Annotated in this window: 11 protein-coding genes; 5 read left to right on the top strand and 6 right to left on the bottom strand. The window is 70.6% G+C overall.

Annotated features, from left to right (window positions below):
* Window positions 1–66 precede the first annotated feature (66 nt).
* Window positions 67–3,576 carry a methionine synthase gene (gene metH, locus OG875_RS25940; protein ID WP_330176642.1) on the bottom strand — a complete coding sequence of 1,170 codons (3,510 nt, stop codon included), beginning with the start codon at window positions 3,574–3,576 and terminating at the stop codon, window positions 67–69.
* A 218-nt stretch (window positions 3,577–3,794) separates the two neighbouring features.
* On the opposite strand from metH, the gene OG875_RS25935 reads away from it, so the two are divergent.
* From OG875_RS25935 to OG875_RS25915, 5 genes are all read left to right on the top strand, one after another.
* Entirely contained in the window at window positions 3,795–4,559 is a 765-nt protein-coding gene (locus OG875_RS25935; protein ID WP_330176641.1) for an IclR family transcriptional regulator, read from the top strand.
* Window positions 4,560–4,785: 226 nt separating this feature from the next.
* The gene (locus OG875_RS25930; RefSeq protein ID WP_330176640.1) at window positions 4,786–5,577 is read left to right on the top strand and encodes an MIP/aquaporin family protein; all 792 of its coding nucleotides are present in this window, start codon (window positions 4,786–4,788) and stop codon (window positions 5,575–5,577) included.
* A gap of 38 nt (window positions 5,578–5,615) precedes the next feature.
* Entirely contained in the window at window positions 5,616–7,166 is a 1,551-nt protein-coding gene (gene glpK / locus OG875_RS25925) for a glycerol kinase GlpK (RefSeq protein ID WP_330176639.1), read from the top strand.
* Window positions 7,167–7,241: 75 nt separating this feature from the next.
* Window positions 7,242–8,855, top strand: coding sequence for a glycerol-3-phosphate dehydrogenase/oxidase (locus tag OG875_RS25920; protein ID WP_330176638.1), 1,614 nt, complete (start codon window positions 7,242–7,244; stop codon window positions 8,853–8,855).
* A 154-nt stretch (window positions 8,856–9,009) separates the two neighbouring features.
* Window positions 9,010–9,681 carry a FadR/GntR family transcriptional regulator gene (locus OG875_RS25915; RefSeq protein ID WP_330176637.1) on the top strand — a complete coding sequence of 224 codons (672 nt, stop codon included), beginning with the start codon at window positions 9,010–9,012 and terminating at the stop codon, window positions 9,679–9,681.
* Window positions 9,682–9,852: 171 nt separating this feature from the next.
* Here the strand turns inward: OG875_RS25915 and OG875_RS25910 are convergent, their stop codons facing one another.
* The 5 genes from OG875_RS25910 to OG875_RS25890 form a co-directional block, all read right to left on the bottom strand.
* Window positions 9,853–10,884 (bottom strand): ABC transporter permease, encoded by a 1,032-nt coding sequence (locus tag OG875_RS25910; protein WP_330176636.1) that lies wholly within the window; start codon window positions 10,882–10,884, stop codon window positions 9,853–9,855.
* The gene (locus tag OG875_RS25905) at window positions 10,881–12,443 is read right to left on the bottom strand and encodes a sugar ABC transporter ATP-binding protein (RefSeq protein ID WP_330176635.1); all 1,563 of its coding nucleotides are present in this window, start codon (window positions 12,441–12,443) and stop codon (window positions 10,881–10,883) included. The genes OG875_RS25910 and OG875_RS25905 overlap by 4 nt, the downstream gene beginning before the upstream one ends.
* A 2-nt stretch (window positions 12,444–12,445) precedes the next feature.
* Complete coding sequence (locus OG875_RS25900) at window positions 12,446–13,519, bottom strand: sugar ABC transporter substrate-binding protein (protein ID WP_330176634.1); 1,074 nt, start codon at window positions 13,517–13,519, stop codon at window positions 12,446–12,448.
* Between the two features lie 116 nt (window positions 13,520–13,635).
* Window positions 13,636–14,421 (bottom strand): SDR family NAD(P)-dependent oxidoreductase, encoded by a 786-nt coding sequence (locus OG875_RS25895; protein WP_330176633.1) that lies wholly within the window; start codon window positions 14,419–14,421, stop codon window positions 13,636–13,638.
* Window positions 14,418–15,737: an enolase C-terminal domain-like protein gene (locus tag OG875_RS25890; protein ID WP_330176632.1), complete on the bottom strand. Its 1,320-nt coding sequence runs from the start codon at window positions 15,735–15,737 to the stop codon at window positions 14,418–14,420. Before OG875_RS25890 ends, OG875_RS25895 begins: the two co-directional genes overlap by 4 nt.
* Between the last annotated feature and the right edge of the window lie 169 nt (window positions 15,738–15,906).

The following is a 15,906-nucleotide window of genomic DNA, read 5'->3' as shown; positions in this document are numbered from 1 at the left end:
CCGGCGGCCGGGGACGCCGTCCCCGTCCCCGTACGTCGTCCCCGGCCGCCGGCGTACCAATGTCCGCTACCGGGCGTTGAAGTACTTCGCCTCGGGATGGTGGAGCACGATGGCGTCGGTGGACTGCTCGGGGTGCAGCTGGAACTCCTCGGACAGCTCGACACCGATCCGGCCCGGCTCCAGGAGGTCGGCGATCTTCGCCCGGTCCTCCAGGTTGGGGCAGGCGCCGTAACCGAGCGAGAATCGGGCGCCCCGGTACTTCAGGGCGAACATCGACTCGACGTCGGACGGGTCCTCGCCCGCGAAACCCAGCTCGGAGCGGACCCGGGCGTGCCAGTACTCGGCGAGGGCCTCGGCCAGCTGGACCGACAGGCCGTGCAGTTCGAGGTAGTCCCGGTAGGCGTTCTGCTCGAACAGTTCCGCCGTCGCGACGCCGATCCTCGACCCGACGGTGACGATCTGGAGGCCCACGACATCCGTCTCGCCGGACTCCTCGGGGCGGAAGAAGTCGGCCAGGCAGAGCCGCCGGCCGCGGCGCTGGCGCGGGAAGGTGAACCGGGTGCGCTCGGAGCCGTCCTCGTGGAGCAGGATGAGGTCGTCGCCCTTGGAGACGCAGGGGAAGTAGCCGTACACCACGGCCGCTTCGAGCAGGTTGTCGGTGTGCAGTTTCTCCAGCCAGCCGCGCAGCCTCGGCCGGCCCTCGGACTCGACCAGTTCCTCGTAGCCGGGTCCGCCCTTGCGGGCCTCCTTCAGTCCCCACTGGCCCTTGAACAGGGCGCCCTCGTCCAGCCAGGAGGCGTACTCCTTGAGCTGGATGCCCTTGATGACGCGGGTGCCCCGGAACGGCGGCTCCGGGACGGGGTTGGTGGTCGAGACGTCCGAGCGCACGGCGCCCTCGTCGGGGTGTTCCTCGACGGCGACGGTCGCGACGGGCTTGACGCGGCGCTGCTTGAGTTCGGGGAGTACGGCGCCGGGGACGCCGCGCTTGATGCCGATCAGCGCGTCCATGAGGCGCAGACCCTCGAACGCGTCGCGCGCGTAGCGGACTTCGCCCTCGTAGATCTCGTGCAGGTCCTGTTCGACGTAGGCGCGGGTGAGGGCGGCGCCGCCGAGGATGACGGGGAAGTCGGCCGCCATCTTGCGCTGGTTGAGCTCCTGGAGGTTCTCCTTCATGATCACCGTGGACTTGACGAGGAGGCCGGACATGCCGATGACGTCGGCCCGGTGCTCCTCGGCGGCTTCGAGGATCGCGGAGACGGGCTGCTTGATGCCGAGGTTGACGACGGTGTAGCCGTTGTTGGAGAGGATGATGTCGACGAGGTTCTTGCCGATGTCGTGCACGTCGCCGCGGACGGTGGCGAGGACGATGGTGCCCTTGCCGTCGTCGTCGGTCTTCTCCATGTGGGGTTCGAGGAACGCCACGGCCTTCTTCATCACCTCGGCGGACTGGAGGACGAACGGCAGCTGCATCTGGCCGGAGCCGAACAGCTCACCGACGACCTTCATGCCGTTGAGGAGGGTGTCGTTGACGATCTCCAGTGCGGGACGGCTCTCCAGGGCCTCGGCGAGGTCGGCCTCCAGGCCGTTCTTCTCGCCGTCGATGATGCGCCGTTCCAGCCGCTCGTTCAGGGGCAGCGCCAGCAGTTCCTCGGCCCTGCCGTCCTTCATGGACTTGGTGTTGACGCCCTCGAACAGCTCCATCAGTTTCTGGAGCGGGTCGTAGCCCTCGGCGCGGCGGTCGTGGATGAGGTCGAGCGCGACCGTGACCTGTTCCTCCTCCAGCCGGGCGATGGGCAGGATCTTGGAGGCGTGCACGATCGCCGAGTCCAGGCCGGCCTTCACGCACTCGTCGAGGAAGACCGAGTTGAGGACGATGCGGGCGGCGGGGTTGAGGCCGAAGGAGATGTTGGACAGGCCGAGGGTGGTCTGGACGTCGGGGTGGCGCCTCTTCAGCTCGCGGATCGCCTCGATGGTGGCGATGCCGTCCTTGCGGGACTCCTCCTGGCCGGTGCAGATCGTGAAGGTGAGGGTGTCGATGAGGATGTCCGACTCGTGGACGCCCCAGTTGCCGGTCAGGTCGGCGATCAGCCGCTCGGCGACCGCGACCTTGTGCTCGGCGGTACGGGCCTGGCCCTCCTCGTCGATGGTCAGCGCGATCAGCGCCGCTCCGTGCTCCGCGGCCAGGGCGGTCACCTTGGCGAACCGGGACTCGGGCCCGTCGCCGTCCTCGTAGTTGACGGAGTTGATGACCGCGCGCCCGCCCAGCTTCTCCAGTCCGGCCCGCAGGACCGGCAGCTCCGTGGAGTCCAGCACGATCGGCAGCGTCGAGGCGGTGGCGAAGCGGCCCGCCAGCTCCGCCATGTCGGCGACACCGTCCCGGCCGACGTAGTCGACGCACAGGTCCAGCAGGTGGGCGCCCTCGCGGATCTGCTCGCGGGCCATCTCGACGCAGTCGTCCCAGCGGCCCTCCAGCATGGCCTCGCGGAACTTCCTCGACCCGTTGGCGTTGGTGCGCTCGCCGATCGCCAGGTACGAGGTGTCCTGCCGGAACGGCACCGTCTGGTAGAGCGACGCGGCGCCCGGCTCGGGCCGCGGGTCCCGCGCGGTGAGGGCGGTGCCCCGTACCCGCTCCACGACCTGCCGCAGATGCTCCGGGGTCGTACCGCAGCAGCCGCCGACCAGGGAGAGCCCGTACTCGCGGACGAAGTTCTCCTGCGCGTCGGCGAGTTCGCCCGCGCTCAGCGGGTAGTGCGCGCCGTCCTTGCCGAGGACGGGCAGTCCGGCGTTGGGCATGCAGGAGAGGGGGATACGGGAGTGGCGGGCCAGGTAGCGCAGGTGCTCGGTCATCTCCGCCGGGCCCGTGGCGCAGTTCAGGCCGATCATGTCGATGCCCAGGGGCTCCAGCGCCGTCAGTGCCGCGCCGATCTCGGAGCCGAGCAGCATCGTGCCGGTCGTCTCGACGGTCACCGAGCAGATGATCGGCAGGTTGCCGCCGGTGGCGTCGAGCGCGCGGCGGGCGCCGAGGACGGCCGCCTTCGTCTGGAGCAGGTCCTGGGTCGTCTCGACCAGCAGCGCGTCGGCGCCGCCGGCGATCATGCCCTCGGCGTTGCGCTGGTAGGCGTCGCGCAGGGTCAGGTAGTCGACGTGGCCCAGGGTCGGCAGCTTGGTGCCGGGGCCCATCGAGCCGAGGACCCAGCGCTGCTGTCCGGTCGAGACGGTGAACTCGTCGGCGGTCTCGCGGGCGATGCGCGCGCCGGCCTCGGAGAGTTCGAAGACGCGTTCGGGGATGTCGTACTCGGCCAGCGCGGCGAAGTTCGTGCCGAAGGTGTTCGTCTCCACGCAGTCGACACCGACCGCGAAGTACTCCTCGTGGACCGAGCGCACGATGTCGGGGCGGGTCACGTTGAGGATCTCGTTGCAGCCTTCCAGGTCCTGGAAGTCCGCCATGGTCGGCTCCTGCGCCTGGAGCATCGTCCCCATCGCCCCGTCGGCCACCACCACCCGGGTGGCGAGCGCCTCGCGCAGCGCGTCGATTCGGGTCCGGCTGTCGGGGGAAACGCTGGAGGACGGGGCCATGTGAATACTCCCGGAGGTGCGACGGCTGTCGGCTTTGCGCCCTCCGGTGGAGGGCGCACCCGGCAAGGGTAGCCGGGCCCGGCTACGAGGGGTGCGGCGTTTCACGGGGCGGACGCGTGTCCGCCTCAATAGGGACCACTGTGTCCGAAACGGAGCGTCGGCATGGGCCGATAATGTTCAGCATTGCCGAACAGCGGCGAATGAGGAGGTTCCGGTCGATGGCGAAGAGCATTCAGTCGCTCCAGCGTGCCGCGGCGGTGCTGCGGCTTCTGGCGGGCGGCGAGCGCCGGCTCGGTCTGTCCGAGATCTCCTCCTCCCTGGGGCTGGCGAAGGGGACGGCGCACGGGATTCTGCGCACCCTCCTGGAGGAGGGCCTGGTGGAGCAGGACGCCGCGTCCGGGCGCTATCAGCTGGGGGCGGAGCTGCTGCGGCTGGGGAGCAGCTATCTGGATGTGCACGAGCTGCGCTCGCGCGCCCTGGTGTGGACGGACGACCTGGCGCGCTCCACCGGTGAGAGCGTCCATCTGGGGGTGTTCCACCTGGACGGGGTGCTGGTCACGCACCATGTCTTCCGGCCCGACGACGGCCGGCAGGTCCTGGAGGTCGGCGCCATGCAGCCGCTGCACTCGACGGCGCTGGGGAAGGTGCTGGCGGCGTACGACCCGGTGGCCCGGGAGCGGGCCGTACGGGGCACCCGGGAGCGGCTCACCGCGCGCACCGTCACCGGACTGGAGCAGTTCGAGGCGATTCTCGACGGGACCAGGGAGCGGGGGTGGGCGGCCGATGTCGAGGAGACGTGGGAGGGGGTGGCGGCGGTGGCCGCGCCGATCCATGACCGGCGCCGGATGCCGGTGGGGGCCGTCGCGGTGACCGGCGCGGTGGAGCGGCTGTGCGAGGACGGCGGGATTCGTCCGGAACTGATCGCGGCGGTGCGCGCGTGCGCCCGTTCGGTGTCGAGGGATGTCGGCGCCGGGCGGTTTTGAGAAGTTTGCCCGATGATCTGAGCAGAACACGTTCCGACTACCGGGCCCTTGACGGGGTAACCATCACGCGATGAACTGCCGTTCGACGGTCGGCATTGTCGAACACTGATCGACGGTCCCTCGTGTGAGTGGCGACAACGCCAAGGGCCGGGAATGCCCTCATCCGAGGGCGCGGATCACGCGTGCGAGCCGCGGGTCCGCCTTCCCCTGGACGAAGGAGTCTCGGGTGTCTCATTACGACATCTTCATCGGCGAGTTCGTGGGCACCGCTCTGCTGCTCCTGCTCGGCGGTGGTGTGGTCGCGGGCGTGGTTCTCAAACGTTCCAAATCCACCGGCGCGGGCTGGGTCGCCATCAGCTTCGGATGGGGTTTCGCCGTCCTCACCGGCGCCTACCTCGCCGCGGGCGTCTCCGGGGCGCATCTGAACCCGGCGGTCACCCTCGGTCTGGCGATAGCGGGCACCACCGAGTGGGGCGACGTCCCCCTCTACATGGCCAGCCAGCTGGCCGGTGCGATCGTCGGCGCCTTCCTGGTCTGGGTCGCGTACATGGGCCAGTTCAAGGCCCATCTCACCGACCCGGAGATCATCGGGTCCCAGCCGAGGGTCGAGGGCCTGGTCGACCAGAAGACCGCCCCCAAGGCCGGCCCGGTGCTCGGTGTCTTCTCGACGGGCCCGGAGATCCGGCACTACTGGCAGAACGTGCTCACCGAGGTCATCGCCACCTTCGTGCTGGTGATCGCGATCCTCACCCAGGGCCTCAACGACTCGGGCAACGGCCTGGGCGTACTCGGCGTGCTGATCACGGCCCTCGTCGTCGCCGGCATCGGTTTCTCGCTCGGTGGCCCCACCGGTTACGCCATCAATCCGGCACGCGACCTCGGCCCCCGCATCGTGCACTCCCTGTTGCCACTGCCCAACAAGGGCGGCTCCGACTGGACGTACGCCTGGGTCCCGGTCGTCGCCCCGCTGATCGGCGGCGCCGCCGCGGCCGGCCTCTACAACTGGGCGTTCAAGTAAGCCTCCGCCTTCCCCCCGACCGAGCAGGAGCAGACACCGTGAGTGACGCACAGAGCACCGGGACTTCCTCCCGCGGCAGCGGACCCTTCATCGCGGCCATCGACCAGGGCACCACGTCGAGCCGCTGCATCATCTTCGACGTCGAGGGGCGCATCGTCGCCGTCGACCAGAAGGAACACCAGCAGATCTTCCCCAAGCCCGGCTGGGTGGAGCACGACGCCAAGGAGATCTGGACCAACGTCCAGGAAGTCGTGGCGAACGCCGTCGAGAAGGCGGGCGTCACCAAGGCCGACGTGCTGGCGATCGGCATCACCAACCAGCGCGAGACCACCATGCTCTGGGACCGGAAGACCGGAGAGCCGGTCCACAACGCCATCGTCTGGCAGGACACCCGTACCAGCGGGCTGGTGCGGGAACTGGGCCGCAACGTCGGCCAGGACCGGTTCCGGCGCGACACCGGACTGCCGCTGGCGACCTACTTCGCCGGACCGAAGGCCCGCTGGCTGCTGGACAACGTCGAGGGGCTGCGCGAGCGCGCCGAGAGCGGCGACATCCTCTTCGGCACCATGGACTCCTGGGTCATCTGGAACCTCACCGGCGGCGTCGACGGCGGCGTGCACGTCACGGACGTCACCAACGCCTCCCGCACGATGCTGATGCGCCTCGACACCCTGGAGTGGGACCCGAAGATCTGCGCGTCCATCGGTGTCCCGACCGCCGTGCTGCCGAAGATCCGCTCCTCCTCCGAGGTGTACGGCACCGCCAAGGGCGGCCCGCTGCACGGCATCCCGGTCGCCTCGGCGCTCGGCGACCAGCAGGCCGCCCTGTTCGGCCAGACGTGCTTCGCCGAGGGCGAGGCCAAGTCGACGTACGGCACGGGCACGTTCATGCTGATGAACACCGCGCACAAGCCCATCAACTCCTACAACGGGCTGGTCACCACGGTCGGTTACCGGATCGGCGACGAGCCGGCCGTGTACGCGCTGGAGGGCTCCATCGCCGTCACCGGCGCGCTCGTGCAGTGGCTGCGCGACCAGCTGGGCCTGATCAACTCCGCCCCCGAGATCGAGGCGCTCGCCGCCTCCGTCGAGGACAACGGCGGCGCGTACTTCGTCCCCGCCTTCTCCGGGCTGTTCGCGCCCCACTGGGACTCGGCGGCGCGCGGGGTCATCGCCGGTCTCACCGGTTACGTCACCAAGGCGCACCTGGCCCGCGCGGTGCTGGAGGCCACGGCCTGGCAGACCCGCGAGATCAGCGACGCGATGACCAAGGACTCCAAGGTCGAGCTGACGTCCCTGAAGGTCGACGGCGGCATGACCGCCAACAACCTGCTGATGCAGACGCTCTCCAACGTCCTCGACGCACCCGTCGTCCGCCCGGTGGTCGCCGAGACCACCTGTCTGGGCGCCGCCTACGCCGCCGGGCTCGCCGTCGGCTTCTGGCCGGACACCGAGGCCCTGCGCGCCAACTGGCGCAAGGACGCCGAGTGGACGCCGGACATGGACGCCGCCAAGCGCGACCGCGAGTACAAGAGCTGGCTCAAGGCCGTGGAACGGACCAAGGGCTGGGTGGACGAGGACGACAGCTGACGGGCCGGTCCGACCGAGCGACGGGGCCGCCACGAGGTCCGACCCACGTGGCGGCCCGCGAGTGAAGGAGACACCATGACCACCCTGCACAGCGGTCCCGCCCTGGGCACGCACCCCTCCGGCGGCTCCCTCCCGAGCCGCGCGGAGACCCGGGAGCAGCTGTCCCGCGCCACCTACGACCTGCTGGTCATCGGCGGCGGCATCCTGGGCATCTCCACCGCCTGGCACGCCTCCCAGTCGGGACTGCGGGTGGCCCTGGTGGACGGGGGCGACTTCGCGGGAGCCACCTCGTCCGCCTCCTCCAAACTGCTCCACGGCGGTCTGCGCTACCTCCAGACCGGCGAGGTCCGGCTGGTCGCGGAGAACCACTTCGAGCGCCGCGCGGTCGCCCGCCGGGTGGCACCGCACCTGGCCAACCCGCTCACGTTCTATCTGCCCGTCTACAAGGACGGGCCGCACAGCGCCGCCAAGCTGGGCGCGGGGGTGTTCGCGTACTCCGCGCTCTCCGCGTTCGGCGACGGCGTCGGCCATCTGCTGAGCCCGGCGAAGGCGCGGCGCGCGGTGCCCGAGCTGCGGACGGACAATCTGCGGGCCGTGGCCGTCTACGGCGACGACCAGATGAACGACGCGCGGATGGCCGTCATGACCGTCCGGGCCGCCGTCGAGTCGGGCGCGGCCGTCCTCAACCACGCGCAGGTGACCGGGCTTCGCTTCACCGGCGGGCGGGTGACCGGCGCCGAACTCAAGGACGCGCTGGACGGCACCGAGTTCGGGGTCGACGCCCGGCTCGTGCTCAACGCCACCGGCCCCTGGGTCGACCGGCTGCGCACCATGGAGGACCCCCGGTCCGAGCCGTCCATCCGGCTCTCCAAGGGCGCGCACCTGGTGCTCAGACGCACCGCGCCGTGGAACGCGGCGCTCGCCACACCCATCGACAAGTTCCGCATCACCTTCGCCCTCCCCTGGGAGGACATGCTGCTGCTCGGTACGACCGACGAGACGTACGAGGGCGACCCGGCGGACGTGGCGGTCACCGACGCGGACATCCACCAGATCCTGGACGAGGCGTCGCTCTCCGTCCGGGACCAGCAGCTCTCGCGGGACCTGATCACCTACTCGTTCGCGGGGCTCCGGGTGCTGCCCGGCGGTCCCGGCGACCCGTCCACCGCCAAGCGGGAGACGGTCGTCACCGAGGGCAGCGGCGGCATGCTGTCGGTCGCCGGCGGCAAGTGGACGACGTTCCGGCACATCGGCCGTACGGTGCTGGACAAGCTGGAGACCCTGCCCGGCCGGCCGCTGGGCTCCGACATCGAGCCGACCTCGCGGCTGCCGAAGCTGCTGCCGCTGCCGGGCATCGCCAACCCGCACGCGGTGACGCACCGGCTGCTGATCGACGGCGGCGCGCACGGCGACGGCATGGCGCACGACACCGCGCACCATCTGGCCCGCCACTACGGGTCGCTGGCCTTCGACATCGCGCGCCTGGCGTACGAGCGGCCGGAGCTGGCCGAGCGCATCCACCCGGAGGCCCCGGAGATCTGGGCGCAGGTCGTGTACGCGGGCGACCACGAGTGGGCCGAGACGGCGGACGACGTGCTGCGGCGCCGTACGACACTGACGATCCGGGGTCTGGCCACGGACGCCATCCGCTCCCGGGTCCAGCAGTTGCTGGACCAGCGGCGGGACTGATCCACCCGCCCGGCCACACGATCCGGTACGGCGCCGGGGGCGGCAGCACCGCCCCCGGCGCCGCCGTTCTCGGAGAACTCCGGTGGGAGGGGGCGCCGGGGCCCTGCGGAGACGCATAATGGAGGCCGATACATCGGATGTATGGAGGTCGCCCATGGCTGTCACCGACGAGGCCATCGAGAAGATCAAGGGGATGATCGTCTCGGGCGCGCTGCGCCCGGGGGACCGTCTTCCCAAGGAGAGCGAGCTCGCCGCCGAACTGGGCCTGTCGCGCAACTCGCTGCGCGAGGCGGTACGCGCCCTGTCGCTGATCCGCATTCTCGACGTACGGCAGGGCGACGGGACGTACGTCACCAGCCTCGATCCCCAACTGCTCCTCGAAGCGCTGAGTTTCGTGGTCGACTTCCACCGCGACGACACGGTGCTGGAGTTCCTGGCGGTCCGGCGGATTCTGGAGCCGGCCGCGACGGCGATGGCCGCCTCCCGGATCAGGGAGGCCGAACTGGAGGCGCTGGGAGCCCAGTTGGACGCGCTGGGGGCGGAGCCGTCGGTGGAGGAGCTGGTCGCGGCGGACCTGGAGTTCCACCGGGGCATCGTGCAGGCGTCGGGGAACTCCGTCCTCTGCTCGCTGCTCGACGGGCTGTCCGGGCCGACGACGCGGGCCCGGGTGTGGCGCGGGCTGACCCAGGAGGACGCGGTCAGCCGCACCCTGCACGAGCACCGGGCGATCCTGGCGGCACTGCGCGACCGGGACCCGGAGGCGGCCAGGTCGTGGGCGACGGTGCATGTCGCGAGCGTGGAGCAGTGGCTGCGCTCGACGCTCTGAGCGGGACGTGAGGGGCGACGCGTACGGCGCCGGGCGGGAGTGCGGGGCCGTACACGGTGCCCGTACGACCCCCGGCGCGCACACGTACGGGCCTGCCGGGAGAGACACCCCTCCCGACAGGCCCGTTGTCCGTGGCCGGCGCCCGACTCGTCACGCGCGGGCAGCGGCCGGTCAGTCCTGTTTCTCGCCGCTCGCGAACCGCGAGATCACCAGGGCGACGATGATGATCGCGCCGTTCAGGAACTGGTTCCAGAGCGCGGGCACCCCGCCCAGCGTCATCACGTTCACGACCAGCTGGAGCGTCAGCACACCGGTCAGCGCGCCGAACAGCGTGCCGCGCCCGCCCTTGAGGCTGATGCCGCCGATCACGGCCGCGGCGAAGACCTGGAAGATCCAGCCGTTGCCCTGGGTGGCGGCCACGGAACCGTAGTGGCCCGTGTAGAGGACACCGGCGAAGGCCGCGAGGACACCGCCGATGGCGAGCACGATCCAGGTGATCCGGTCCACCCGGACCCCGGCGGCGCGCGCCGCCTCCGGGTTGCCGCCGATCGCGTACAGCGCGCGCCCGTGCCGCAGCCAGGCCAGGGCGGCGCCACCGAGCGCGAACAGCGCGAGACAGATCCAGACGGCGGCGGGCGCCCCGAGCCAGTCGGTCTTGCCGAGGTAGCGGAAGGACTCCGGGACATCGGTGATCGACTTGCCCTCGGTGATGCCGATCTGGAGACCGCGCAGCATGGTGAGCATGCCGAGGGTGGCGATGAAGCCGTTGACCCGCAGCTTCAGGATCAGGAAGCCGTTGATCACGCCCACGACCAGGCCGACCAGCAGACAGAGCGGGATGGCCGACCAGACGGGCAGCAGGTCGAGACCGGCGAACCGGCCGCCCTCGGACGGCAGCACCATCCACATGGCGACGACCGGCGCGATGCCGATGGTCGACTCCAGCGACAGGTCCATCCGGCCGCAGATCAGGATCAGCGCCTGGCCGAGCACCAGCAGGCTCAGTTCGGACGACTGCTGGACGACGCTGATCAGGTTGTTGGAGGTGAGGAAGACCGGCGAGACGATGAAACCGATCACCAACAGCACCAGGATCACCGGCACCAGGGAGAAGTCGCTCCACCGGATGAGCTTGAGCCGGTTCAGCGGATGGTCGTCGTCGCGTGCCTTGGCCGGCACCGGCGGTCGTATCGTGTCGGTCATCGGTTCTCCCCCACACCTTCCATGGCGGCGACCAGTTCCCGGTCGGTCCACCCGCTCCCGAACGTTGCCACCACTCGCCCGTGGAACAGGGCCAGTACGCGGTCGCAGACCCGCAGATCATCCAGTTCGTCGGAGATGATCACGGCCGCGTTTCCCTCGTCCGCCACCCGGCGTACGACGCCGAGCAGCGAGTCCTTCGACTTGACGTCCACGCCCGCCGTGGGACGCAGCGCCACCAGCACACTGGGCGCGCGGGCCAGGGCGCGGGCGACGACCACCTTCTGCTGGTTGCCGCCGGACAGGCCCGCCACCGGCTGTTCCGGCCCGGTCGTCTTGATGTCCAGCGAAGCGATCATGGACCGGGCGAACTCCCTGGTGCGGGAGGGCAGTACGGTCCCCCACGGGCCGAGCTGGTCGGCGACGGTGAGCGTGGCGTTCTCGGCGACGCTGCGGTTCAGTACGAGCCCCTGGAGGTGCCGGTCCTCGGGGATGTAGCCGATCCCGGCGTCCAGCGCGTGCGGCACGCTGCCGGGCCGGACGGTCCGGTCGCGTACGGCGATCCGGCCGCCGGTCGCCTTGCGCATCCCGGCGAGGGTCTCGCCGAGCGCCGTGTTGCCGCTGGCCGCCGAGCCGGCGAGGCCGAGGACCTCACCGGGCCGTACCTGGAGGTCGAGCGGTTCGAACTCGCCCTCCAGGGTGAGCCCTTCGGTGGTCAGTACGGGCTGCGCCGTGCTGTCCGGCACGACCGCGCGGGCGGCGTGCCAGGCGGCGGCCGAGCCCGCCGAGTCGCCCGTCATGGCCGTGACGAGGTCCGCCTTGGCCAGATCGGCGACCGGCGCCGTCAGGACGTGGCGGGCGTCGCGGTAGACGGTGACGGTGGAGCACAGCTCGTACACCTCCTGGAGGTGGTGCGAGATGAAGAGGAACGCCACCCCCTGGCTCCGGAGGTCGCGGAGCTTCTCGAAGAGGCTGTCGATGCCGCGCGCGTCGAGCTGTGCGGTCGGCTCGTCCAGGATGATCAGCCGGGCACCGAAGGACAGGGCGCGGGCGATCTCCACGAACTGCCGCTGTTCGACGGCGAGATCCTTGGCCCGGGTGTCGGGGTCGACACTCACGCCGTACTCGGCGAGCAGTTCCTCGGCGCGGGCGCGGAGCCGGCGCCAGCTGATGAGCCGGCCGCCGATCCCGGAACGCCCTTTGTCCAGGCCGTAGTTGTTGAGGAAGAGGTTCTCGGCGACGGTCAGGTCGGGGACGACCATCGACTTCTGGTAGACGCAGGCGACCTTGGACTGCCAGGCCGTGATGTCGCCGAAGGCGGGCGCCGGTTCACCGCCGAAGCTCACCTTTCCCGCGTCGGCCTCGTGCAGTCCGGTGAGGACGCTGACGAGGGTGGACTTGCCGGCGCCGTTGCGCCCGACGAGTGCGTGGGACTCGCCGGGCGCGACGGTAAGCCGGACACCGTCGAGTGCCACGGTGGGACCGAAGCGCTTGACGATGCCCTCCGCGTGGACGGCGGGCGCCGCCGCTGCCGGCGCTCCGGCCGCAGGTGCCTGGTCCATGACTAGCTCTTCTTCTCCAGCTGGTTGGCCCACAGCGCCTTGTCGTCCACGTTGTCCTTGGTCACCAGGGGCGCGGGCAGCTGGTCCTCGAAGCCGTTCGGGATCTTGATGATGGTGGAGTCGTGGTCGGTCGGGCCCTCCTTCGGCTCCGTGCCGGCCAGCGACTCCTTCGCCCAGTACAGCGCGTACTTGGCGTACAGGTCCGCGGGCTGCGAGATCGTGGCGTCGATGGTGCCCGCCCGGATGGCGTCCAGCTCCTCCGGGATGCCGTCGTTGGAGATGATGGTGATGTGGCCCTTCTCCCCCGCCGGCTTGAGGAGCTTCTTCTGCTCCAGGAGGGCGAGCGTGGGCTGGAGGAAGACGCCGCCGGCCTGCATGTAGATGCCGTTGAGGTCCGGGTGCGCGGCGAGGGTGGACTGGAGCTTGGCGGACGCCACCTCGCCCTTCCACTCGGTGGCCAGCTCGAAGACCTCGATGTCCGGGAACTTCTCGTCCATGCAGGTCTTGAACGCCTCGGAGCGGTCCCGGCCGTTGATGGAGGCCAGGTCTCCCTGGAACTCGGCGACCTTGCCCTTGCCGCCCAGCTGCTCGCCGAGGTACTCGCACGCCTTCTGGCCGTACGCGCGGTTGTCGGCCCGGACGACCATGTAGACGTCGCCCTTGTCGGGGCGGGTGTCGACGCTGACGACGGGGATCTTCTTCTCGTTGAGGTCGGCCAGCGTCTCGGCTATCGCGCCGGTGTCCTGCGGGGCCATGACCACGGCCTTGGCGCCCTGGTCGGTGAACGCCTGGACGTTGGAGACGAGTTTGCCGATGTCGTTCTGCGAGTTGGTCAGCGACAGCGCGTCGATGCCCTCGTCCTTGATGCCGGACTCGATGTACTGCTGGTAGGAGTTCCAGAAGTCGCTGTCGCTGCGCGGCAGGTCGATACCGACCTTGCCGCCGCCTTCGGCGTCCCCGCTCCCCGAGTCACGGTTGCAGCCCGCGAGGGCGGTGACGGCGAGCAGCGCGGCGCAGGCCGCGGCGCTCGTACGCAGTGCGGTGCGTGGGGATCGCCCCACAGGGTTTTGCGGCATTGGGAGTTCCGTCCTTGGGTGGGTGTCGGCTCGGACCGGGTCGGAGGGATCGGAGTGGGACGACGCGGCCTGGTCGAGGGGGGTGCAGGCGAGCGGAGTCGTGGGGCGGGGCCTGGTCAGTTGGCGGGGCGCAGACGCAGGCCCTGCATGCCGCCGTCGACCGCGAGTGCCGTGCCCGTGACGGCGGCGGCGGACGGGCCGGCGAGGTAGGCGACCGCGGCGGCGATCTCGTCGGCGCCGACCAGCCGTCCCGTGGGCTGGCGCGCTTCGAGGGCGGCGCGTTCGGCAGCCGGGTCGGGCGCCTGGTCGAGCAGGCGGCCGACCCAGGGGGTGTCGGCGGTACCGGGGTTGACGCAGTTGACGCGGATGCCCTCACGGACGTGGTCGGCGGCCATCGCGAGGGTCAGCGACAGCACCGCGCCCTTGCTGGCGCTGTAGAGCGCGCGCTGGGGCAGCCCGGCGGTGGCGGCGATGGAGCAGGTGTGGGTGATGGACACGCAGCCGGGCCGTTCGGCGGCGGCGCGGCGCAGATGGGGCAGGGCGTGGCGCGCGGTGCGGACCATGCCGAGGACGTTGATGTCGAGGACCCGGTGCCATTCGGCGTCGTCGTTGTCGGCGACGGTGCCGATGGCACCGATCCCGGCGTTGGAGACGACCGTGTGCAGGGCGCCGAACTCGGCCGCCGCCGCGTCGACCGCCGCGCGGACGGCGTCGTCGTCGGTGACGTCGGCCTTGAGGGCCAGGGCGCCCGCGGGGGCGGCGGAGATGTCGCGGTCCAGGACGGTGACGCGGGCGCCCCGGGAGAGCAGCAGGGTCGCGACGGCCGCGCCGATCCCGGAGGCGCCGCCGGTGACCAGGGCGTTCAGGCCCGCGAAGTCTCCTGTGTCCGGTGCGGCGCTCATGAGTGGGTCTCCTCGGTGGTGCGGCGGGCCTGCCAGACGGGCCCGTCGGGGTAGCGGTGCTCGGTGATGGAATCGGGTCGCATCCGCGCGGAGAAGCCGGGGGCGTCCGGTGCGACGTAGCGGCCGGAGTCGATCACGACGGGGTCGGTGAAGTGCTCGTGCAGATGGTCGACGTACTCGATCACGCGGTCCTCCCAGGTGCCCGAGACGGCAACGTAGTCGAACATCGCGAGATGTTGGACCAGTTCGCACAGTCCGACGCCGCCGGCGTGCGGGCAGACCGGTTTGCCGTATTTGGCGGCGAGGAGAAGGATCGCGAGGTTCTCGTTGACGCCGGCGACGCGGGCGGCGTCGATCTGGACGAAGTCGACGGCCTCGGCCTGGAGGAGCTGTTTGAACAGGACGCGGTTGGCGCCGTGTTCGCCGGTGGCGACCTTGACGGGTTGTCCGGCCCGGACGGCGGCGTGGCCGAGGATGTCGTCGGGGCTGGTGGGCTCCTCGATCCAGTGCGGTTCGTGCGGGGCGAGCGCGGTCATCCAGCGGATCGCCTCGGGGACGTCCCAGCGCTGGTTGGCGTCGACGGCGATCCGGATGTCGGGGCCGACGGCCGCGCGGGCCAGCTTCATCCGCCGTACGTCGTCCTCCAGGTCGCCGCCCACCTTGAGCTTGATCTGCTCGAAGCCGTCGGCGACGGCCTGTTCGGCGAGGGTGACGAGTTTGGTGTCGGAGTAGCCCAGCCAGCCCGGTGACGTGGTGTACGCGGGGTAGCCCTCGGCGCGCAGCCGGGCGGCGCGCTCGGCGCGGCCGGGTTCGGCGGCGCGCAGGATCTCCAGCGCCTCGGCGGGGGTGAGGGCGTCGGTGAGGTAGCGGAAGTCCACGAGGGAGACGAGCTCCTCGGGTGTCATGCGGGCCAGGAACTCCCAGACGGGCAGGCCCGCGGCCCTGGCCGCGTAGTCCCAGGCCGCGTTGATGACGGCGCCCGCGGCCATGTGCATGACGCCCTTCTCCGGGCCGAGCCAGCGCAGTTGCGAGTCGTGGGTCAACTCGATGTGCAGCGCGGCGAGTTCGGCGGCGGTACGCGGTGCCCGGCGGCCGACGACGTACGGGCGCAGGGCCTCGATGGCGGCGGCGAGTACGTCGTTGCCGCGGCCGATGGTGAAGCAGAAGCCGTGGCCCTCGGCGCCGTCACCGGTGCGCAGGACCACGTACGCGGCGGAGTAGTCGGGGTCGGGGTTCATCGCGTCCGAGCCGTCGAGCTGTTCCGAGGTGGGGAAACGGATGTCGTGTACCCCGAACTCCGTGACGGTCTGACTCACTGCACGCCCCCTGAAAGAACATCGGACCTCTTCGGTCATCCGATGTATAGCGTCGTTGACGGGTAAACGTCCAGGGGCGGAACAAAAATTACGGTCACAGCTCGGATGAATTCCGTGATTGCCGGGGAGGCATCCCCAGCCCTGCCCAGTGACGGGGAAGTTCACCCAC

The sequence above is a fragment of the Streptomyces sp. NBC_01498 genome (assembly GCF_036327775.1).
In the GTDB taxonomy this organism is placed as follows: domain Bacteria; phylum Actinomycetota; class Actinomycetes; order Streptomycetales; family Streptomycetaceae; genus Streptomyces.
This window is presented reverse-complemented; position numbering and strand designations above follow the sequence as displayed.